The sequence below is a fragment of the Cellvibrio sp. GW822-FHT04B05 genome, from assembly GCF_058800985.1.
Genome location: NZ_JBXAMU010000003.1, coordinates 726784 through 747189, shown reverse-complemented (window position 1 = coordinate 747189; position 20406 = coordinate 726784). Strand labels below are relative to the sequence as shown.

Here is a 20406-nt window from a genome sequence, read left to right as displayed (position 1 = left end):
AAAGCATTAATCCGCAATCGCCGCCAACTGGTCAGCTTGATATTCATTTGCCAGCGGCTGCACAACCGGATTCAAATCGCCCTGCATAATCGCATCCAATGAATAAAGGGTGAGATTGATGCGATGGTCGGTCACGCGGCCTTGCGGATAATTGTAAGTGCGGATGCGCTCGGAACGATCACCGGAACCAACCAGATTGCGGCGCTCGTCAGACAGCGATTTGTGCGCAGCATCTTCCTGTTGCTGTTTTAATTTCGTGGCGAGCAAACTCATCGCGCGGGCGCGGTTTTTGTGTTGCGAGCGCTCGTCCTGACATTCAATTACCAAACCGGTGGGCAAGTGCACAATACGGATTGCCGAGTCGGTTTTGTTAACGTGCTGACCACCGGCGCCGGACGCGCGGAAGGTATCGATACGCAAGTCGGCTTTGTTGATATTGATCTCTTCCATTTCATCAGCTTCAGGCATTACCGCGACAGTGCATGCAGACGTATGGATACGACCTTGTGATTCAGTTTCCGGTACGCGCTGGACTCGATGTGCACCCGATTCAAATTTCAACTTGGAATAAACACCTTGACCACTGACCAAGGTAATAATTTCTTTAAAGCCACCGTGCTCGCCTTCGCTCTGGCTCAAGATTTCAACGCGCCAACCCTGGCTCTCGGCATAACGGGAATACATGCGGAATAAATCGCCGGAGAAAATCGCCGCTTCATCGCCACCGGTGCCGGCACGAATTTCGAGATAACAGTTTTTCTCGTCGTTAGGATCCTTCGGCAGCAAAAGTTTTTGCAATTCCAGCTGCATGGGTTCGAGTTGCGCTTCACAGTCTTTTAGTTCTTCCTCGGCCATTTCTTTCATATCATCATCACCATCCACCAGCAGGTGTTTGGCTTCTTCGATATTAGCGAGCAGATTCAAGTAGTTTTGATAGCCTTGCACCACCGGCTCTAATTCGGCGTACTCTTTGGATAGATCGCGAAACCTGTTTTGGTTGTTGATAATGTCGGCTTCCGACAGCATCGCGCTCACTTCTTCGTAGCGCTCTTTAAGGCGATCCAGTTTTTCTAAAATAGACGCTTTCATTATGACTCACTTGCATTACTGCCGAGATCAGCAGCAGGGTTAACAGACTCTTCAGGGACAAACGACAGGTCAAACAGTTCTTGCGCCACCTGGATAACATGGTGACGGGAACTGGCACTCGCCTCTTTCAAAACAGTCGTCGGCGAGTGGATTAATTTGTTGGTCAGATTGCGCGCAAATTGCTGCAATACTTGTTCGGGATTGGCGCCGGTTTGCAAACTGCGCAACGCTTTTTGCAATTCCAGATCGCGCAATTGCTCCGCTTTGCCGCGATAGGCTTTTACCGTGGCAACCGCATCAAGTGCGCGCTGCTGGCGCAAAAATAACTCGACACCTTCGTTAATAATTTCTTCCGCTTGATCGGCAGCAGCGACGCGGGATTTTTTGTTTTCATCAATCACCGCGTGCAGATCATCCACGGTGTAAAGATACACATCATCCAGTTCGCCCACTTGCTCTTCGATATCGCGCGGTACGGCGATGTCGAGCATAAACATGGGCTTGTGCTTGCGCTTTTTCAGCGCCGATTCCACCGCGCCTTTACCCAGTAACGGCAACTGGCTGGCAGTGGACGAAATTACAATATCGGCGCGGTGCAAGTACTCGGGAATATCGGCAAGCAAAATCGCTTCACCGTTAAATTCACGCGCGAGCCGCCGGGCGCGATCAAGTGTGCGGTTCGCGACGATAATGTGTTTGATGCCCTGCTCCGCCATGTGGCGCGCAACCAGCTCAATAGTTTCGCCCGCACCAATCAGGAGCGCGGTGTCCTGTTTGAGATTGGAGAAAATCTGCTGCGCCAGACTCACAGCCGCGTAGGCCACCGACACCGGGTTCTCCCCGATCGCCGTTTCAGTGCGCACGCGCTTGGCGATATTAAAAACCTGCTGGAAAGTGGTGTGCAATTCCGCTCCCAGGGTGCCAGCTTCTTTCGCTACTGCAAACGCTGACTTCATTTGGCCCAGAATTTGCGGTTCACCCAGTACGAGTGAATCGAGTCCGCCGGCCACCTTCATCATATGGCGCACCGCTTCCTGATCCTGATAGCAGTAATAGCTGTTGGCTAAATCTGCCGCTTCAATCGCGGTATGGTCAACCAACCACTGCTGGATTGCCCCGGCATCACCTTCGCTCGCGGCGTAAATTTCGGTGCGATTGCAGGTCGAGAGAATCGCAACTTCAGTCAGCCCGGCATGGGCGCAGGCCTCTTGCATGACGCTGTGCAGATTCTCCGGCGCAAACGCAACTCGCTCGCGCAAGGCAAGAGGGGCAGTTGTATGGTTGATGCCAAAGGCTAACAGGGTCATGGGTCGGGGCTATTTTACGCCGGTATCGTTTTGAGGGCGGTATTGTCCGGTCACAGAGGTGGCGTGACAAGAGGCAAGCACGCAATCCTGTCATAAAGGAGGCGTATTAAGCCGTTTCGCTCGCAAGTTGTATCTATAATCAGACACGACCCAAGGATTTCCCTATGCGCAGACCGCCCTGCCCCACCATTATCGATATCGAAGCCTCCGGTTTTGGCTCGCGCAGCTATCCGATCGAAATCGGTGTGGTGAAACCCGGCGGCGAGCGCTATTGCGCATTGATCGAACCGCAACCCGAGTGGGATCACTGGAGCGATAGCGCCCAGGCCGTGCATGGTATCACCCGCAAGCTGATCGAAGCCTGCGGCAAAAAGCCGCGCGATATCTGTCTCGAACTCAACCAATTCCTGGGCGATATCACTGCCTACAGCGATGCGTGGACTCACGATTGTCCCTGGCTCAACCGCCTGTTTTTCGCCGCGCGCATTAACCCCAGCTTTCATTTAAGCCCGATTGAAATGATCGCCACCGAAGCGCAGTTGCTATTGTGGGACCAGACCAAAAAACTGCTGGAGAAGCGGCTCGATATCAAACGCCATCGCGCCAGTGGCGATGCTTATCTCATCCAGCAAACCTACCTCGAAACCCGCCATCTTATTGATACCCAGCCAGCATTGGCGATGCGTACCGGCCTTTAAGCGACGGAACAGTTCACAGCAATGCCAGAACACTCTTTTTATCGCCCGCCTTCGCGTTTATGATGTCTGGCCACGCAGCTTGGCCTGCGTCCACCTCCTGCATCCGTTATCGGTCGAGCATGATCAAAAATCGCCCAATTATTCTGTCGAGCGTAACCCTTTACTGGGTACTGAGTGGTTGTAGCCTGCAATCAGCAAATAGTGCGGCGGCGCCGGAGATTGAGCCCGAGCCACTGATCCAGATTCCAACTCGTGCCTTCCCGACCGAAACCCTCTATTCCCTGCTTGCTGCCGAAATTGCCGGCAGCCGCCAGCAATATGATGTGGCGCTGAGCAATTACCTCCAGCAAGCACGCGAAACCCGCGACCCGCAGATCGCCGAGCGCGCCACCATGATCGCCCGCTATATGGGCAACAACCAGGCGGCGTTGGAAACGGCGCAAATCTGGGTTACCGCCGCACCGCACGATAAAGATGCGCTCGCTAATATGTCCATGACGCAGATGCAATTAGGTCATCTGCGGAAAGCCTTTGAGTTTTCCCATCGCCTGCAAGAGGAAGGTGGTGAACCGCTGTTCCAGAATATCGCCGCCAGTGCAGCAAGCCTTGGTGATAGCGACCGCGCCAACCTGCTGCAAGATTTTGTCGGCCAGTTGCAACGGCGACCGGAGGACGAGCAATTATTAGTCGGCACCGGGATTTTGCTGCAGCAACAAGGCAAATATGACGAGGCGATGAACCTCACCCACAAAGCCCTGAAGATCCAGCCGCGCAGTATTCCCGCCGCGATCCTGGAAGCTAATCTGCTGCATCAGTTGAAGCGCGACCAGGAAGCCACCACTAAAATGGCCAGCTTGCTGGAACTCTACCCGGACAACACCAGTCTGCGCCAACAGTACGCGCGCATCCTCACCCATTACGATATGGAGCAGGCACAGGAGCAATTCACCATCCTCACCCGCCAGTTACCGGGCAACGGCGATATGTTGCTGTCGTTGGGAATTATTGCGCTCGAACGCAAAGATATAGACACTGCGCGCGACACTTTTGAAGAACTGCTGGATCGCGATCTGCATGTATCCACCGCGCACTACTATCTGGGGCGCATGGCCGAAGCGCGTAGCGATTTCCCCGAGGCCATCATCCATTACCTGCAAGTCGAAAGCGGCAACGATTTCCTTTCGGCCACGGTCAGCCTGATAGATATTTTCGTCCGGCAGGAAGACTTTATCAGCGCGCGGCAACATATGAATCGCCTGCGCTTGCGCTTCCCCGACCAGAGCGAAGCCCTGTATGCACTGCACGGCCAAACGCTGGTCAAACACAATTACCTGACCGAAGCCGACTCGGTACTCAGCGAAGGCCTGGCGAACTTTGCTAACAGTACTCGCCTGTTATTTGCCCGCGCGATGCTCAACAACCAGCGTAAACGGCTGGCGCCGACCGAGCGCGATTTGCGCCAGATTATCAAATTGCAGCCCGAGAATATCGCCGCACTCAATTCACTCGGCTACATACTCGCCGACCGCAACCAGCGCCTTGATGAGGCCCGCGAGCTGCTCGGCAAAGCCCTGCGCCTGAGCCCCAATGATGCGGCAATCATGGATTCCATGGGTTGGCTGCAATATCGCCTTGGCAATTACACCGAAGCACTGGGCTATTTACGCAGCGCCTATGCCGCCGCACCCAATGCGGAAATCAGCGCCCATCTGGGCGAGATCCTCTGGATGCTGGGCGATAAAGAAGAAGCCCGGCGTGTATGGCAGGAAGGATTAAAAATCGATCCGAAAGATTCGACAATCCAGGAAACCCTTAACCGCTTCAAGGCCAATTTATGATGTTGCGTTACACGCTGTTATTACTCGCTCTCCTGCTGGCTACCGGCTGTGCTCATCGCAGCTCATTGACACCACCGCAAAACGTACAAGAGCACCAGCGCCAATTACAGGCCGTTGGCGACTGGCAACTGACCGGAAAATTGGGCATACGCACCGCCGATGACAGCGGCAGCGCCAATCTTAAATGGGCACAGCAATTAGCCGATTACCAGATCAACCTCAGCGGTCCGCTCGGGCAAAAGCGCATGATCATTACCGGTAACTCCGATAAGGTCCGCCTCGAACAAACCGGCGAACCGGTGCAGGAAGCCAAGACCGCCGAGGCGCTGATCAAAAAATCCGTGGGCTGGACGCTTCCGGTCGACCAACTTGCCTATTGGGTACGCGGCGTGCCTGCGCCCAAATTGCGTATCACTCATTTACAACAAAACGAAAATGGCCTGATCGATCAATTGATCCAGGGCGATTGGAGCATCAGCTACAGTAATTATCGCGACCAGAGTTTTAACGGCGCGGTATTGCCGCTGCCAGGAAAAATCACCGCCGAATACAAAGATGTGCGCTTGGTGCTGGTAATTCGCGAATGGAATTTGGGCGCGCAGGATAAAACCCAATGACCAGCCTGACCCTGCTATCGCCCGCCAAGCTCAACCTGTTTTTGCACATCACCGGCCGCCGCCCTGATGGCTATCACAATCTGCAAACCTTCTTCCAATTACTGGATTACGGTGACACCCTGTCATTTACCACCCGCACCGACGGCAAGATCACTCTCACTCCGGAATTGCCCGGTGTGGACTTCGAGCAAAACCTGATTATCAAAGCCGCACGCGCGCTGGAACCGTTCAAACCTGCCGCTGCGGGCATTGATATCTACCTTGAAAAGCGTTTGCCGATGGGTGGCGGTATCGGCGGCGGCAGCAGCAATGCCGCTACCACATTGGTTGCACTCAACCATTTATGGGGCTGCGGTTTGGATAAAACCCAGTTGCAGGTGATTGGATTAAAACTGGGCGCCGACGTACCCGTCTTTATTAATGCCCAAACCGCATGGGCGGAAGGTGTAGGTGAAGAGCTACAAACTATCGAAATGCAGCCAAAATGGTTTCTGGTTATACAACCTGATTGCCACGTATCCACTGCTGAAATTTTTTCTCACAAAGATTTGACAAGAGATACGTCGGCCATTAAAGTGGCGGCCTTCCTTGAGCAGGGTGGTCAAAACGACTGCGAAGCCTTGGTGAGAAAGCTCTATCCGCAAGTCGATAACGCCCTCATCTGGCTCCAAAAGTTTGATCGCAATGCACGAATGACGGGAACCGGAGCCTGCGTATTTGCAAGCTTTGTGTCGGCAGAAACAGCACGTAACGTGCAGGCACAATTGCCCAACCATCTGCCCGGTTTTGTAGCACAAGGTGTAAACCAATCACCACTCTACAAACTGCTTCCCGCCAGCTAATCAAGTACTGTGTTTTGGACGCAATTGTTTCAAAAAAACACTAGTGTCGAAAAACAATAGGGGCGTCGCCAAGTGGTAAGGCAGCGGGTTTTGATCCCGCCATTCGTAGGTTCGAGTCCTTCCGCCCCTGCCATCTATTTCAGTCATTGTTCCAGGTGTGTTTACAAATCATTCCGCACCATTACTACGAACCACACAACAATGACTACTCTATATACTTTCCTTTCGATACTTCCGAGCCAAGGCTACCAGCGGGAATTCCCTAGGGTAAAAAACTCTGCTGTGCGCAGACAGGCTTTATACAGACAGAAAGTATCGGCTCTGGCTTTTAACCACCAGCAATCACCCCAGCAATCACCAAAAGGTATCTGACGTGACTGACTTAATGGTCTTTACCGGCAACGCAAACCCGGATCTCGCTAAAAAAATTGTGGGCCACTTGGGTATGCCGCTCGGCAACGTTTCTGTCTCGCAATTTTCGGACGGCGAAATCGCCGTTGAGCTGCACGATAACGTGCGTGGTCGCGATGTATTTGTGGTGCAACCCACCTGTGCACCCACCAATGACAACCTGATGGAATTAATTGTGATGGTCGATGCGTTGCGTCGCGCCTCCGCCGGCCGCATCACCGCCGTAGTGCCCTACTTCGGTTATGCCCGCCAGGATCGCCGTGTACGTTCCGCACGCGTCCCCATCACTGCCAAAGTTGTAGCCGATATGATGGTAGGCGTAGGTGTTGACCGCGTACTTACTGTCGACCTGCATGCCGAGCAAATCCAGGGCTTCTTTGATGTACCGGTAGACAACGTCTACGGTTCGCCAGTGCTACTGGAAGATATTGAACAGCAAAAATTTGAAGACCTGATTGTGGTATCACCCGACATCGGCGGCGTAGTGCGCGCCCGTGCGGTAGCCAAACAATTGGGCATAGACCTGGCGATTATCGATAAACGCCGCCCGCGCGCCAACGTCGCGGAAGTGATGCATATTATCGGTGAGATTGAAGGCCGCACTTGCCTGCTGGTCGATGACATTATTGACACCGCCGGTACCCTGTGCAGCGCCGCCAAGGCACTGAAGGCACAAGGTGCCAAGAGTGTTGTTGCCTACTGTACCCACCCGGTGTTATCGGGCAAGGCGATTGATAACATTAACAATTCCGAGCTGGATCAACTGGTCGTCGCCGACTCAATCCCGCTCAGCGAGGCCGCGCAAAACTGCCCGCGCATTCGCAGCCTGACCTTATCCAAAATGCTCGCCGAGGCTATGCGCCGCCTGAGCAATGAAGAATCCCTGAGTGCCATGTTCCGCTAGGAACCCTTTAAAGGTTTCGCTAAGCGAAACATAGCCTCTGGTAAACCACCACAGCACACTCCGTGCTGTGGTTACTGAAACCCATCAGGTTCTGGTCGCGGATCTGAATGGAAAATTGAGGACGATAAAATGTCTGAAGACTTTAAATTAGATGCAACTGCCCGTAATGACTTGGGGAAAGGTGCGAGCCGCCGCCTGCGTCGTTTGGCTCACCAGGTTCCTGCGGTAATTTACGGCGGTAACGTCGCTCCTGCCAGTGTTTCTGTTTCACACAACGAACTGTTGAAACACTTGGAACATGAAGCTTTCTACTCGCACATCATCAGCTTGAATGTTGACGGCACCGCTCAGGACGTGATCCTGAAAGATGTACAACGTCACCCATCCAAGCCTGTTGTACTGCACCTGGACTTCTTGCGCATTGACAAGTCAACCAAGGTACACACCCATGTACCTCTGCACTTCATCAATGAAGCAACCTCTAAAGGCGTAAAAATCCAGGGCGGTAAAGTAGTTCACAACCTGACCCAATTGGACGTAATTTGCTTCCCGCACCAATTGCCAGAGTTCATTGAAGTAGACTTGGCAAGCGCTGAAGTAGGTACCATCCTGCACATCAGTGACCTGAAACTGCCAAGCGGCGTAGTTTCTGCTGACCTGCAAAAAGGCGCAGACCACAACCTGGCAGTAGCCACTGTTGTGAAGCCGAAAGGTGCTGCAGAAAGCGAAGGCGAAGAAGCGTAATTTCTTCCTCCTCCTTGAAAAAAGGGCTGACTCTTCGGAGCCAGCCCTTTTTTTATGGCGGTGATCAAGGGGCAATTCACAGGTACAATTCACAGGTACAAGCGCGCCACCGCGAAAATGAGCACAGAGAAGAGAAAGATTCATGGCAAATACCGAGATTCAACTGATCGTAGGGCTGGGCAATCCCGGCCGTGAATATGAGCGCACCCGCCACAATGCCGGTGCCGATTTTGTCGAGGAATTTGCCCGCTCACTGGGGGCAACACTGGTGCCGGATAACAAATATTTCGGCCTCACCGCACGCGTTAGCCACCAAGGGCGCGATTTGCGCCTGTTGATCCCCACTACTTATATGAACCGCAGCGGGCAATCCGTCGGCGCTATGGCGACCTTTTTCAAGATCGAGCCCGCCGCAGTGTTGGTAGCCCACGACGAATTGGATCTCGCCCCCGGCATCGCCCGCTTTAAGCAAGGCGGTGGCCACGGCGGCCACAATGGCCTGCGCGATATCATCGCCGCATTCGGTAACAATCCCAATTTCCCGCGCCTGCGTTTGGGCATCGGCCATCCTGGTGTTGCAGCGATGGTCGCCAACTTTGTGCTTAAACGCGCCCCATCAAGCGAGCAAGAGCTGATTGATGGCGCCATCGCCCGCGCAATCAAATGCACACCGGACGCCATAAAAGGCGACTGGAATACGGCGATGAAAAACCTGCATACTGATCCCAAAAAGTAACTACTCCAAGAAACAATCATCCCAAGGAACTGTGCAAACTTCGTCTAATGGGCGCCGAGCATGTATAATCGCGCCCTCTCGATTTTCACCCCTTATTTTTCATACTTCTCATTAGCGGAATAGCATCATGGGTTTCAATTGCGGCATCGTCGGCCTGCCCAACGTCGGCAAATCAACACTGTTCAACGCCCTGACCAATGCGGGCATCAGCGCCGAAAACTTCCCCTTCTGCACTATTGAGCCCAACGCCGGAATCGTGGTTGTACCCGATCCACGCCAAGACAAACTCGCCGAAATTGTCAAACCCGAGCGTATTGTTCCCACTACCATGGAATTTATCGATATCGCCGGTATTGTTGCCGGTGCTTCAAAAGGTGAAGGCCTGGGCAATAAATTCCTCGCCAACATCCGCGAGACCGACGCCATCGCTCACGTAGTGCGCTGCTTTGAGGACGACAACGTCATCCACGTTGCCAACGGTGTAAACCCGGCTGCTGATATCGAAGTGATCAATACCGAACTCGCCCTTGCCGACCTGGAAGCCGTAGACAAAGCCATCAACCGCTACGCCAAATCCGCCAAAGGCGGCGACAAACACGCTGTGGCGATCAAAGCCCTGCTGGAAAAAGTGCAACCGCACTTGAATGAAGCTAAACCACTGCGCTCATTCCCGCTCGATAAAGAAGAAGTAGCCCTGCTCAAAGAGATCAACCTGCTCACCCTCAAACCCACCATGTACATCGCCAATGTGGCCGAAGATGGTTTTGAAAATAATCCGCATCTGGATGTAGTGCGCAAAATTGCTGAAGAAGAAAAATCGATTGTGGTGCCGATTTGCAACAAACTCGAAGCCGATATCGCCGAATTGGAAGGTGATGACAAAAAAGAATTCCTCGCTGAAATGGGCATGGAAGAACCCGGATTAAACCGCGTAATCCGCGCCGGTTACCAACTGCTCGGTTTACAGACTTACTTCACCGCCGGTGTAAAAGAAGTACGCGCCTGGACCATTCCTGTAGGCGCCACGGCACCGCAAGCGGCTGGTGTTATCCACACGGATTTTGAAAAAGGTTTTATCCGCGCCGAAACTATTTCCTATGAAGATTTTGTGCAATACAAAGGCGAGCAAGGTGCTAAAACGGCGGGGAAATCGCGTAAAGAAGGTAAAGAGTACGTCGTAAAAGATGGCGATGTGTTGCACTTTTTGTTTAACGTCTAGTCATCCTGCCACTGAATTTATGTAGATCAAAAAAGCCACTGATATTTTTCAGTGGCTTTTTTGTGAAAAAAATAAGCGCTATGTAATGCAGCGTACCCTCACGATAATTAACGAATGGAGATGTTCTTGATGGTTACATTAATTGACCAGAAAACAATAAAAAGTATTGGGCTTGGCTGCTTGATCGCATTGTGCTCAGCCTGTGCAACTGAGTCCCACCGCGAAATAACTCCACAAACAGTTGAAACACATGGTACTAGTTACCAAGGGACCAAATACACATTGGTCGTTGGAAACTTTCAAAATCGCTCCACTTATCTACAAGGTATGTTTTCTACCAATATCGATAATTTGGGCAACCAAGCAAAAACTATTTTAAAAACTCACCTGCAACAAACCAATCGCTTTAGTATTGTTGATCGCGACAATATGAGCGGGCTGGAGACCGAAGCCAAAATTGCAGGCGTTAACCAAACATTGAAGGGCGCAAACTACGCCGTAAGTGGGGATGTGACTGAGTTTGGCCGCAAAGTCACTGGTGATCAGCAATTATTTGGCATTTTAGGTTCAGGTAAAAAACAAACGGCCTATGCCAAGGTTGCACTGAATATCGTTGACGTTAGAACATCGGAAATTATTTATTCCACCCAAGGTGCCGGTGAATATGTTTTAAGCAATCGCGAAGTTGTCGGATTTGGCGGCACCGCAGGTTACGACGCGACACTCAACGGGAAAGTATTGAACTTTGCAATTACCGAAGCGGTAAATAACATGGTTCGTGATTTGCAAAACGGCGTTTGGAATATCGAAAAATAAATAAGGAAATTACAATGAAAATATTATTAGCATTATCGCTGGCACTGTGTCTGGCTGGCTGCGCCAATAACGACACCACCTATCACTGGGGCAATTACGAACAAGTCGTTTACGACATGTATAAAAACCCTGGAGAGGCAACTACTGATCAACAGCTCGTAAAACTGCGCAAGGATATTGAAATTGCAGCGAGTAAAGGCAAACCGGTTCCACCGGGTGTTTTTGCACACATGGGCATGCTCTACGCCAGCATGGGTGATAGTGAACAAGCAAAACAATCCCTGAATGAAGAACTGGTTCGCTATCCTGAATCAGCCATTTTTGTTGATGGATTGTTAACTCGCCTGGAACAAGGAAAATAAAATCAAATGAAAAAATCCGGATTAATATTAAGTCTACTGATGCTAGTGCTCAGCTCTGGTTGCGCGGTTCAGCCTTATGATTACACCGCATTTCATGCGGCGAAACCAAGATCCATTTTGGTGATTCCACCAATGAGCGACTCAACCGATGTCGATTCAACTTATACATTTTTATCGACTATCTATAAGCCATTGGCCGAGAAAGGCTACTATGTATTTCCGGTAGCCGTGATTGATACCTTGCTCAAAGAAAACGGCCTGCCTACACCCGCCGAAATGAACAGCATCCCACTCGACAAAGTGCACAGTGTCACTGGTGCTGACGCTGTTCTGTATGTTCACATCAATCAATGGGGACAAAAGTTCCAAGTGCTATCATCAGTAGCCATTGTTGACTCCACTGTTCGCTTGGTTGATACACGCACAGGAACGCTGCTTTGGGAAGCAAAAGTGCAAGCCCAACAGAGTTCTGGTGATGGCGGTGGTGGACTTGCAGGAGCACTTATTGGCGCGATTGCAGATCAAATCATTGGCGCCTTGGTTGATAAAACCTACGGTTTATCGTCACAAGCCAATCTGGTTGCAGTCAATAACAAAGCGCGCGGTATGTTACCTGGACCTTATTACAAAACAAAATAAATCGTAGTGACCTTTACAGAACACCGCTATGTTGTCGGACGGTGTTCTTTATGCAAGGGAGTTGCATTTATTAACGCTGTGATTTTGAAGTATCGATAACAATACGGGTAAATCGCGTTCAGAACTTTATTAAAACCCAAGAAAACCACCACATAAAAACCCCAATAATGTCGTCAAGATATTTAGCACAGCCATCAGCATCAATCTTAACTTGCGACGGCGTTAGTTTTAAAAAGTCCATAACAAACTACGATATCAATTCAGAATCACACCGGCCAAATCGGTAGCTCAGTACTTTCATCATATTCAGGAAAAATAACGACATTGAATACCTCACCATCAAAAACCCATGCCATTATTTGCAACTCATCCGCATAGTAACTTTTCCCGTCTTTTTTAAAGTCTTCATCCAAACGGAATACCGGGAAAATACCTTCAAGCTCAGACTCGGTAATACCGATTATTAGCTTTGAATCCAATAAAGCCGAATCAGCCATAACAGTTATCGAACTCAGGCGATAACTATCCTCCGCCTGAAAAGACAATTCCAATCCACTCTCAAACTCCCAGATTTCCTCTTCCTCAACTTTTTCCTTATTTGCAGGCACTCCCAAGATGGTTTGCACATCCTTTTGGTTCATGCCCAACTTAATATTATCAACACCAACTTTTGGAAAAATATTCATATAATCCTCGAAATGATTAACATCAGGAACAGAGCTAATACTTATTATCGCCGTGTTCTTAAACAGTAGTTTATGAAGATGTATTCCACCATTCACAAATAAAACATTTATAGCAATTGTCTCCTAACGACTAAACAAATGCATGCGATACCCCTCCTGCAGATTTCTGCTCTCTATATAGGTATAGGCGTTCATTACCGTCATCGCCTACCAAAAACATCAATAGCTCATCGCCAGTGCCGGAACAGAAGCCATTTAAGATGGCACTGCTGCTGATTCGGGTATCTTGCTGGATTACTGGCGCCACATATTGTCGGAAGCTGCTGGCGTGTGATTGAGACGAAGGAGATTGCAGCGACCATGGCAATCACCCAATCTGCTGTCAATATCAACTGGGATAATTTTTTTCTGAGTCAAAATCCACTACGAAAGATTTTTTATCTGAACGGTCGACTCAAGAGCAGCCGAACGGGATAAGTTTTAAAGCATGTAATTGAATCATCCGGGACAACTTCGATTTCTCTAGCGAAACACCCGCTCCGCCCACACTCCCAAACCTGCCGCCACGCTTCCGAAGTGATCCCCATCAACAATCGCAATTTCATCGCCGAATAATTCGCGAATTACTCTGCGGATGAGCGGCGATTTGGCGCTGCCGCCGGTGATGTAAACGATGTGTGGTTGCGCACCGGCTTGCTGTGTTGCTTCGCTAATCAACACGGCGATTTTTTGCAGAAGCTTTTCGCTGACATAGGCATAGTCTTGCGCGCTGCATTCAGGAGCTAAACCGCGCGCGATAAAATCCAGCTGAAACTTATGCTGCTCTTGCGCAGACAAGGCAATTTTTCCCAGCTCCGCCTCGCGCACTATGGCAAAGTTATGCTTGTCGTCGCGCATGGTAATAAAACGATCCAGCAATTCCGGCTCAAGGGTTTCACGGGTTAATCGTTCAAGCAGGAAGCCGGTTTTTGCATCATAAAATTCGGTTTGCGCGCCTATATCATTAATCGCCATTGCATTCACAAATGGCATCAACGGCATAGGCAAGCCGGTTTTTAGTGGCGATAACATACCGAAATGCGGCATCAATATTTTTTGTGCAAGCTGGATATCAAAATCGTTACCGCCGATGCGCTCGCCGGTATGGCCGAGAAAATCCTGCGCACGCTCAAGTTGTTTGATGTGCGCAGGCCCCATCAACACCATGGAACAGTCGGTAGTACCGCCGCCCACATCAACCACCAATACGCGCTTGTTTTCGGTCAGGCGCGTTTCAAAATCAAAACCGGCGGCGAGCGGTTCGAACAAAAACTCAATATCGGTAAAACCGACGCGCTTGCCTGCCGCAGCCAAAATAGTTTGCGCTTGCTGGTTGCTTTCCTGCGCATTGATACCCTGAAAATTTACCGGGCGACCAATCACTACCTGGGTGATATTTTTTTGCACATGTTGTTCAGCACGGCTTTTGACATTGAGCATCATAGCCGCGACAACATCCTCAAAAAAATCGACCGATTGCTGGCGTAAGCCGCTCGCGCCTAAAAAGGATTTAGGTGATTTAATAAAATAGCCTTCACCCGGCGCACTGATGTAATGTGCAATCGCCTCACTACCGAAAAAAATTCCGTCGCGCACTTGATCAATATCGTGTTCAATTTTTCCCATCCGTGCCTGACCGAGCAGCGCCGAACGGCTGCGCGCATAATCCAGTTTGGTTTCACCGTCCGGCAATTGCTGCGCAATCAACTCGGCGATAAAGGCGCGCTCCAGTGCGTATAACGTTGATGGCACAAACGTATCATCACCGTAGAGCGGAATTAAAGTCGCATGACCCTGATCAAGCCAGGACATAGCGCAATTAGATGTACCGTAATCAAAACCAACAAACATAACTTTTTCCAACTACCGCTTTTTTAACATTACTCGCTAGCCAAATAGCGACGCTCAAGATGAGTTTTGAAATAGCGCGCATTGAGCGGTTCACCGGTAGCGGCGATCATCAACTCATCAGTCGATAACAGACTTCCTTTAGACCAAATATTATCCTTGAGCCACTGGAATAATTCAGTCAAATTGCCAGCGGCAATTTTTTCACGCAGCTGCGGAATTGCGCGATCTGCCGCCGTAAATTCTTGCGCAGCATACATTGCACCCAGCGTGTACGAGGGGAAATATCCAAACGAACCACCCGCCCAGTGAATATCCTGCATGCAACCATCGCGATAATTACCCTCGGTCGACAAGCCCAGATACGCTTGCATCTTGTCATTCCACAGCGCAGGAATATCATCCACTTCGATGCTGCCATCAATCAACGCCCGCTCAATTTCATAGCGTAAAATAACGTGGGCAGGATAAGTCAACTCATCGGCATCGACGCGGATAAAATCGCGTTTCATCCGCGTATTCACTGCATAGATATTGGCCTCACTGAATGCTGTATCACTCTCGCGCTGTAAAATTTTTGCAGCTATAGGTGCAAGCAGCTTGGTGAATTCGGCTGAACGTGCCAGTTGCATTTCAAAAAATAAACTTTGCGATTCATGTACACCCATCGAGCGGGCCTCCCCCACAGGCAAGCCCGCCCATTGCGCTGGTAAATTTTGTTCGTAGCGCGCATGGCCGGTCTCGTGGATTACACCAAACAGCGCTTTCATAAAATCGTTTTCATCGTAGCGTGTGGTAATGCGTACATCCGTGGGCACACCGCCGCAAAATGGATGTGCACTCACATCCAAACGGCCGCAGCTAAAATCAAAACCGAGTAATTGCATTGCCGCCAAACCCAGTTCTTTTTGCTGCGCAACAGCAAATGGCCCCTGCGGCATGATGAGGGTTTTATGTGCTTGAATATCAGCCGCACACTGGATAAATTCCGGCAGCCAAGTCTTAACATCACCAAACAGCACATCCAATTTTGCGCAATTCATACCCGGTTCATAAATATCGAGCATCGCATCGTAGCGGCTTAACGAAGTACCCGCCGCACGAATACTTGCCTCTTCGCGAGCCAGCTCAACGACTTGGGAGAGGTTTGTTTTAAAACCCTGCCAGTCATTATTTTTGCGCTGTTCACGCCATGCGTGTTCGCAGGTGGAATTGGCGAGCGATTGCGCCATCACCAACGATTCCGGCAATTGGTTCGCCTGCTGCCAGCGACGCTTGATTGCCGCGAGACTCACTTGCTCTTGCGGATAAAGGTCTTCCGCTTCTGCTGCTGCAATCCAATCGGCCAATTGCGGCGCCGTGGTGAGTTGATGGATCAATACCGACAACTCTGCCATCGCAGCGCCGCGCGCATCATTGCCACCATCCGGCATCATCGCCGCTTGATCCCAGGAGCAAATTGCATCCAGATGATTGAAGTGCGAAATTTTTAAAAAGTGCTGCTGCAATTGTGAGTAAGACATAAACGCTCCTCGCAAAAAAAGGATTGGAAAAATAAAAAACCGCAGCAACTTTTAGCAATAATTTTCTGCGACAAAAAATTATCGGCACCCAAGCGCTGCGGTTTTAAATTGTTAAAAAGCAATGGGCGAGAACCATCTGAAACTTCAAGCGTCGCCCTGGAACTGCCTTAACTTACAACCGATCCAAACACATCAAAATAAGTCGGGAAAGTTTTAGCAGTGCATTTTGGATCATTAATACGCACTGGCACGCCGCCAAAAGTCGCGAGCGAAAAACACATCGCCATGCGGTGATCGTCGTAGGTATCAATTGCCGCATTCGGGATTAAATTATTTACCGGCGTAATGCGCAACCAATCCTCACCTTCTTCCACCAGTGCACCGAGTTTGCGCAACTCGGTTGCCATCGCAGAAATACGGTCAGTTTCTTTCACCCGCCAACTGGCGATATTGGTCAAACGCGAAGGGCCATCGCAAAAAAGTGCAACCACGGCGAGCGTCATGGCCGCATCGGGAATGTGGTTGAAATCGCGATCAAATGCTTTAAGCGGAAGCAATGGCGCTGATGCTTCAATCCAGTTCTCGCCCTTGGTAATGGTTACACCGATTGCTTCCAGCGCATCGGCAAAGGCCACATCGCCCTGGATACTCTTGGCCCCCACACCCTGCACTCGCAACGGGCCGCCGCCGAGCGCACCGGCCGCGAGGAAATAAGAAGCAGAAGACGCATCACCTTCCACATAAACCGTCGCCGGGCTGATGTAACCCGTCGTCACCGGAACAGTGAAACGCTCCCAGCCATCGCGCACAACATCCACACTGAACTGCGCCATCAACTTGAGGGTGATTTCAATATACGGTTTGGAAATCAGCTCACTCACCAATTCGATTTGGATTTCTTTGCCGGTCATTGGCAATGCCATCAGCAACGCGGTAAGGAATTGACTGGAGACATCGCCGCGGATTTTGATACTGTCATTCGTCGCGATTTGCGCGGGCTTGATCAACAGCGGCGGAAAACCTTCCTGCCCGAGATAAGTAATATCCGCGCCGATCTGACGCAATGCATCCACCAAATCGCCAATCGGGCGCTCATGCATACGCGCAACACCGTGCAGTTTGTAGGTCCCACCACTCAGCGCCAGCGCTGCCGTCAATGGGCGAAAAGCTGTACCGGCATTGCCGAGGAACAGATCCGACTCCTTATTAGGGAAGCTGCCGCCGGTGCCAACCACACGATAATCGTTCTCGCCGGTTTTGGTTACGCTCACACCCAGCGCCGCCAGCGCTTCCAGCATGCGATCAGTATCATCGGATTTCAGCAGATCGCGGATAACCGTCTCACCCTTGGCCAGCGCCGCCAGCAACAGGGTGCGGTTGGAGATACTTTTGGAACCGGGCAACTGCACAGTGCCCCGGGCGCGGGTAACGGGAGCGAGATCGAGAAATTCCATCGTGGACCTGTTTAAAAAGGGTGGAAGGCCGAGCAAGGCCAAAAAAAGAAAGTGCGCATCATACCCGCATCAGCCCTTGCCCGCATCCCTGAACTTCGCTCGAACTACGAATATGGGGTTGACAGCCCGCCCCTCTATCGCCAAAATGCGCGCCTCATTTATGGCTAGATAGCTCAGCCGGTTAGAGCACAGCACTCATAATGCTGGGGTCGGCGGTTCAAGTCCGCCTCTAGCTACCATTTTTGATAACCTCCTCACATAAGTGAGGGGGCATTCTTAAAAGTCCTGTGGCCGAAGATGCGTTTCGTTAACTAACCGTTAATGAGGACATCAACGATGCCAGCAAAATCCAAGATCTACGGAATAATATGCACTAAAGGCGGTGTGGGTAAAACCACAATTACGGCTAATCTCGGTGCAATATTAGCGGACATGACCCAGCGCGTTTTGCTGGTTGATGCCGACCCGCAGCAATCCCTTTCCCGTGTTTACCCCCTTGATTATCAAGCGCCCTTTGGCCTGACCCAAGTCTACCGGTCTGCCAATGCAAATCAGTGCATTTCAAAAACCAATATTCCCAATTTGGATATCGTCATAAACAACGACCCCCAAGGTGAGCACATCACCACTTTTTTACACGAGTCAGTCACTCACTTCCAACACCTCTATGTGGCACTGCAAGCATTGGATTACGACTACATCCTGATTGATACACAGGGTGCTAAAGGGATCATCCAGGAATCTGTGATTTTTGCTGCTGATATATTGATCTCCCCTATCAAACCCCAAGTGCTCGATACCCGCGAATTTCTGCATGGCACCATTGAGTTGGTGAATAAATTCAAACCTCGCCCTGGGTTTATGAGCGTGACCGGCCGCCCACTGCCACCCATAAAAGTATTGATCAACATGTGGGACAGAACCAGCACTGCCTCTGGCATTGCTAATGAACTGCGCAGCCAATTCGATCAAGCGGTTGACGGCCAAGTCACCGTTCTTAATACCATTATCCCACTGTTAAAGCCTTATTCCGAAGCCAATGGCTTAGGTGTTCCTGTCCATCGCCATGAAGTAGCACGGAGTGGACCCACGAAATCGGCGCTTTACACGATGCTGGAGCTGATTGAGGAACTTGAGCCAAAACTACTGGGTATAAAACCCCAATGGAAAACAGAGTAAGGAGACGGATCATGGACAAGCATGTCAACAACACACCACTTCCCCTTACTCGCACAGAGGAACAAATAGATTGGGTCGGCTCACTGGAGCCAACCCATATTAACCTAATACCGGACAGTGTAGCCCCCATAAATCATCAACCAGAACAGGGGGATTCAATACTCATCTGTGGCATTACACGCATCGGAAAATCGCGCCTCGCTGAAGAATTCATAGCAGGGAGCATCACTGATGAACGATAAAAATAAAGGCGCCGCTAAAGGAATTGGGGCTTTAATGCAAAAGCCTCACTTTGGCGGAAACACTGCTGGCGCTCTGCCCCCCGATCCAGCAGTTCCTACGCGTATCCTTGCCACACTCGATGATGTCATCGCGTACAAGGACAACCCACGCCAATCCAGGAACCCTTTGTACGATGAAATCAAGGAATCCATTCGTAACCGTGGGCTCGACCATGCACCCAATGTGACCCGTAAAAATCCAGCTGATCCTTACATGATTAAGGACGGCGGGAATACGCGATTAGAGATATTGCGGGAGCTTTGGGAAGAAACCGGCGATGAAAAGTTTTATCGACTGGATCTGATGTTTCATCCATGGACAAATGATCTCGATGTGCTGGTTGGGCACATGATCGAGAATGAAATGCGCGGCAATATGATTTTTATTGAACGTGCTATTGCGGCAAGACGGATTAAAGAACAGTTGGAAGCTGCTGCAGGTAAAGCACTTTCGATTCGTGAACTGGCCAAGCGAATTACAGATATAGGCTGGTCACTTGATCATGTGATCCTAAATCAAATGCTTTTTGCCGAGGAAATTTTATTTTCAATAATCCCCAAGGCATTTTGGTCAGGGATTGGTATTGATCGCGTTAAAAAACTACGGAAGCTGCTCGACAGTTGCCGCACCTATTGGGAAGCCATAGCCACGCCTGAGGATGGCGAATTTGATGGAATCTGGAAATCCTGGATGGTGATGGATTCGATGTGGAAGCTGCTGAATACCAACTGTGTGGAGAGATGGCGCAGAAACTGGATGGCCCTGTCCTATCAGTGACTGCGCAAGTGCAGGCGATTGGTGGCAGGCGCAGAGAAGATTTAACCCGACCAACGCATTTAGTCATGGCGCCCCCCACGGAGCCTGATCGCAAGCCATCAGCATCAACGAAGGGAACTGCTGCAATCAACAATGGGTGCCTTGATTGTCAGATTTTGACTACATTCAAGGAAAAACACTGTGGTAATGTCCGCTCTTCGTCGATGGTTGCCTAAGCGTGAGAAGAAGCTTGCTTCGCAGTAGCGGTACACCCACTTTCGACGGGTTAAAGTCATTATTTACGAGCAGCGAAAATCCATAAATGAACTTGCATCAACCATCCTAAAATTATAGATGGCTAGAAATTAGAGGGTGGGAGGAAAGCTTGTTATCGACGTGTTTCTCAGTCATTAGTTC

General features: G+C 50.4%; 20 protein-coding genes and 2 tRNA genes. 16 read left to right on the top strand and 6 right to left on the bottom strand.

The annotated features are described in order from the left end of the window. Positions 1–6: 6 nt before the first annotated feature. Together prfA and hemA are read right to left on the bottom strand one after the other, a co-directional pair. The gene (prfA, locus tag AC1RJL_RS13110; protein WP_492914685.1) at positions 7–1089 is read right to left on the bottom strand and encodes a peptide chain release factor 1; all 1083 of its coding nucleotides are present in this window, start codon (positions 1087–1089) and stop codon (positions 7–9) included. Further along, a complete protein-coding gene (hemA, locus tag AC1RJL_RS13105; protein WP_492914683.1) occupies positions 1089–2396 on the bottom strand; it encodes a glutamyl-tRNA reductase in 1308 nt (435 codons plus the stop codon). The genes prfA and hemA overlap by 1 nt, the downstream gene beginning before the upstream one ends. 164 nt (positions 2397–2560) lie before the next feature. Between hemA and AC1RJL_RS13100 the strand changes: the two genes are divergently transcribed. The 12 genes from AC1RJL_RS13100 (at position 2561) to AC1RJL_RS13045 (ending at position 12222) form a co-directional block, all read left to right on the top strand. Then, positions 2561–3094, top strand: a complete 534-nt coding sequence (locus tag AC1RJL_RS13100) for a 3'-5' exonuclease (RefSeq protein ID WP_492914681.1) — start codon at positions 2561–2563, stop codon at positions 3092–3094. Between the two features lie 119 nt (positions 3095–3213). Then, positions 3214–4932 carry a tetratricopeptide repeat protein gene (locus AC1RJL_RS13095; protein ID WP_492914679.1) on the top strand — a complete coding sequence of 573 codons (1719 nt, stop codon included), beginning with the start codon at positions 3214–3216 and terminating at the stop codon, positions 4930–4932. Then, positions 4929–5549 carry a lipoprotein insertase outer membrane protein LolB gene (lolB, locus tag AC1RJL_RS13090; protein WP_492914677.1) on the top strand — a complete coding sequence of 207 codons (621 nt, stop codon included), beginning with the start codon at positions 4929–4931 and terminating at the stop codon, positions 5547–5549. The genes AC1RJL_RS13095 and lolB overlap by 4 nt, the downstream gene beginning before the upstream one ends. Then, on the top strand, positions 5546–6391 hold the full coding sequence (ispE, locus tag AC1RJL_RS13085) for a 4-(cytidine 5'-diphospho)-2-C-methyl-D-erythritol kinase (protein WP_492914675.1): 846 nt from the start codon (positions 5546–5548) through the stop codon (positions 6389–6391). Before lolB ends, ispE begins: the two co-directional genes overlap by 4 nt. A 58-nt stretch (positions 6392–6449) precedes the next feature. Then, a tRNA-Gln gene (locus tag AC1RJL_RS13080) sits at positions 6450–6524 on the top strand. 252 nt (positions 6525–6776) lie between these two features. Further along, positions 6777–7706, top strand: coding sequence for a ribose-phosphate pyrophosphokinase (locus AC1RJL_RS13075; protein WP_492914745.1), 930 nt, complete (start codon positions 6777–6779; stop codon positions 7704–7706). Positions 7707–7835: 129 nt separating this feature from the next. Then, the gene (locus tag AC1RJL_RS13070; RefSeq protein ID WP_492914672.1) at positions 7836–8450 is read left to right on the top strand and encodes a 50S ribosomal protein L25/general stress protein Ctc; all 615 of its coding nucleotides are present in this window, start codon (positions 7836–7838) and stop codon (positions 8448–8450) included. A 142-nt stretch (positions 8451–8592) separates the two neighbouring features. Beyond that, positions 8593–9186, top strand: a complete 594-nt coding sequence (pth, locus tag AC1RJL_RS13065) for an aminoacyl-tRNA hydrolase (RefSeq protein ID WP_492914670.1) — start codon at positions 8593–8595, stop codon at positions 9184–9186. A 127-nt stretch (positions 9187–9313) separates the two neighbouring features. Further along, positions 9314–10405 carry a redox-regulated ATPase YchF gene (gene ychF, locus AC1RJL_RS13060; RefSeq protein WP_492914668.1) on the top strand — a complete coding sequence of 364 codons (1092 nt, stop codon included), beginning with the start codon at positions 9314–9316 and terminating at the stop codon, positions 10403–10405. 129 nt (positions 10406–10534) lie between these two features. Further along, positions 10535–11221, top strand: a complete 687-nt coding sequence (locus AC1RJL_RS13055; RefSeq protein ID WP_492914667.1) for a CsgG/HfaB family protein — start codon at positions 10535–10537, stop codon at positions 11219–11221. A gap of 14 nt (positions 11222–11235) precedes the next feature. After that, positions 11236–11583, top strand: a complete 348-nt coding sequence (locus AC1RJL_RS13050) for a DUF4810 domain-containing protein (protein ID WP_492914665.1) — start codon at positions 11236–11238, stop codon at positions 11581–11583. A 6-nt stretch (positions 11584–11589) separates the two neighbouring features. After that, positions 11590–12222 carry a DUF799 domain-containing protein gene (locus AC1RJL_RS13045; RefSeq protein WP_492914663.1) on the top strand — a complete coding sequence of 211 codons (633 nt, stop codon included), beginning with the start codon at positions 11590–11592 and terminating at the stop codon, positions 12220–12222. Positions 12223–12488: 266 nt separating this feature from the next. Here AC1RJL_RS13045 and AC1RJL_RS13040 read toward each other — a convergent pair whose 3' ends face one another. The 4 genes from AC1RJL_RS13040 to aroA all read right to left on the bottom strand — a co-directional run bounded on the left by AC1RJL_RS13040 (position 12489) and on the right by aroA (position 17772). Next, complete coding sequence (locus tag AC1RJL_RS13040; RefSeq protein WP_492914661.1) at positions 12489–12908, bottom strand: hypothetical protein; 420 nt, start codon at positions 12906–12908, stop codon at positions 12489–12491. A gap of 522 nt (positions 12909–13430) precedes the next feature. Further along, entirely contained in the window at positions 13431–14798 is a 1368-nt protein-coding gene (yegD, locus tag AC1RJL_RS13035; RefSeq protein ID WP_492914659.1) for a molecular chaperone, read from the bottom strand. 29 nt (positions 14799–14827) lie between these two features. Then, a complete protein-coding gene (locus AC1RJL_RS13030) occupies positions 14828–16318 on the bottom strand; it encodes a carboxypeptidase M32 (RefSeq protein ID WP_492914657.1) in 1491 nt (496 codons plus the stop codon). 167 nt (positions 16319–16485) lie between these two features. Beyond that, a complete protein-coding gene (aroA, locus tag AC1RJL_RS13025; RefSeq protein ID WP_492914655.1) occupies positions 16486–17772 on the bottom strand; it encodes a 3-phosphoshikimate 1-carboxyvinyltransferase in 1287 nt (428 codons plus the stop codon). Positions 17773–17934: 162 nt separating this feature from the next. Here aroA and AC1RJL_RS13020 point away from each other — a divergent pair. From AC1RJL_RS13020 to AC1RJL_RS13005, 4 genes are all read left to right on the top strand, one after another. Then, positions 17935–18011, top strand: a tRNA-Met gene (locus tag AC1RJL_RS13020). A gap of 97 nt (positions 18012–18108) precedes the next feature. Further along, the gene (locus AC1RJL_RS13015; RefSeq protein ID WP_492914653.1) at positions 18109–18951 is read left to right on the top strand and encodes a ParA family protein; all 843 of its coding nucleotides are present in this window, start codon (positions 18109–18111) and stop codon (positions 18949–18951) included. An 11-nt stretch (positions 18952–18962) separates the two neighbouring features. Continuing rightward, on the top strand, positions 18963–19193 hold the full coding sequence (locus AC1RJL_RS13010) for a hypothetical protein (RefSeq protein ID WP_492914651.1): 231 nt from the start codon (positions 18963–18965) through the stop codon (positions 19191–19193). Continuing rightward, positions 19183–20010, top strand: a complete 828-nt coding sequence (locus tag AC1RJL_RS13005) for a ParB family protein (RefSeq protein ID WP_492914650.1) — start codon at positions 19183–19185, stop codon at positions 20008–20010. Before AC1RJL_RS13010 ends, AC1RJL_RS13005 begins: the two co-directional genes overlap by 11 nt. Positions 20011–20406 lie beyond the last annotated feature (396 nt).

Coding starts and splice junctions, on each gene's coding strand:
- prfA (WP_492914685.1), bottom strand. CDS start 1,089: ATGAAAGCGTCTATTTTAGAAAAACTGGATCGCCTTAAAGAGCGCTAC.
- hemA (WP_492914683.1), bottom strand. CDS start 2,396: ATGACCCTGTTAGCCTTTGGCATCAACCATACAACTGCCCCTCTTGCC.
- AC1RJL_RS13100 (WP_492914681.1), top strand. CDS start 2,561: ATGCGCAGACCGCCCTGCCCCACCATTATCGATATCGAAGCCTCCGGT.
- AC1RJL_RS13095 (WP_492914679.1), top strand. CDS start 3,214: ATGATCAAAAATCGCCCAATTATTCTGTCGAGCGTAACCCTTTACTGG.
- lolB (WP_492914677.1), top strand. CDS start 4,929: ATGATGTTGCGTTACACGCTGTTATTACTCGCTCTCCTGCTGGCTACC.
- ispE (WP_492914675.1), top strand. CDS start 5,546: ATGACCAGCCTGACCCTGCTATCGCCCGCCAAGCTCAACCTGTTTTTG.
- AC1RJL_RS13075 (WP_492914745.1), top strand. CDS start 6,777: ATGGTCTTTACCGGCAACGCAAACCCGGATCTCGCTAAAAAAATTGTG.
- AC1RJL_RS13070 (WP_492914672.1), top strand. CDS start 7,836: ATGTCTGAAGACTTTAAATTAGATGCAACTGCCCGTAATGACTTGGGG.
- pth (WP_492914670.1), top strand. CDS start 8,593: ATGGCAAATACCGAGATTCAACTGATCGTAGGGCTGGGCAATCCCGGC.
- ychF (WP_492914668.1), top strand. CDS start 9,314: ATGGGTTTCAATTGCGGCATCGTCGGCCTGCCCAACGTCGGCAAATCA.
- AC1RJL_RS13055 (WP_492914667.1), top strand. CDS start 10,535: ATGGTTACATTAATTGACCAGAAAACAATAAAAAGTATTGGGCTTGGC.
- AC1RJL_RS13050 (WP_492914665.1), top strand. CDS start 11,236: ATGAAAATATTATTAGCATTATCGCTGGCACTGTGTCTGGCTGGCTGC.
- AC1RJL_RS13045 (WP_492914663.1), top strand. CDS start 11,590: ATGAAAAAATCCGGATTAATATTAAGTCTACTGATGCTAGTGCTCAGC.
- AC1RJL_RS13040 (WP_492914661.1), bottom strand. CDS start 12,908: ATGAATATTTTTCCAAAAGTTGGTGTTGATAATATTAAGTTGGGCATG.
- yegD (WP_492914659.1), bottom strand. CDS start 14,798: ATGTTTGTTGGTTTTGATTACGGTACATCTAATTGCGCTATGTCCTGG.
- AC1RJL_RS13030 (WP_492914657.1), bottom strand. CDS start 16,318: ATGTCTTACTCACAATTGCAGCAGCACTTTTTAAAAATTTCGCACTTC.
- aroA (WP_492914655.1), bottom strand. CDS start 17,772: ATGGAATTTCTCGATCTCGCTCCCGTTACCCGCGCCCGGGGCACTGTG.
- AC1RJL_RS13015 (WP_492914653.1), top strand. CDS start 18,109: ATGCCAGCAAAATCCAAGATCTACGGAATAATATGCACTAAAGGCGGT.
- AC1RJL_RS13010 (WP_492914651.1), top strand. CDS start 18,963: ATGGACAAGCATGTCAACAACACACCACTTCCCCTTACTCGCACAGAG.
- AC1RJL_RS13005 (WP_492914650.1), top strand. CDS start 19,183: ATGAACGATAAAAATAAAGGCGCCGCTAAAGGAATTGGGGCTTTAATG.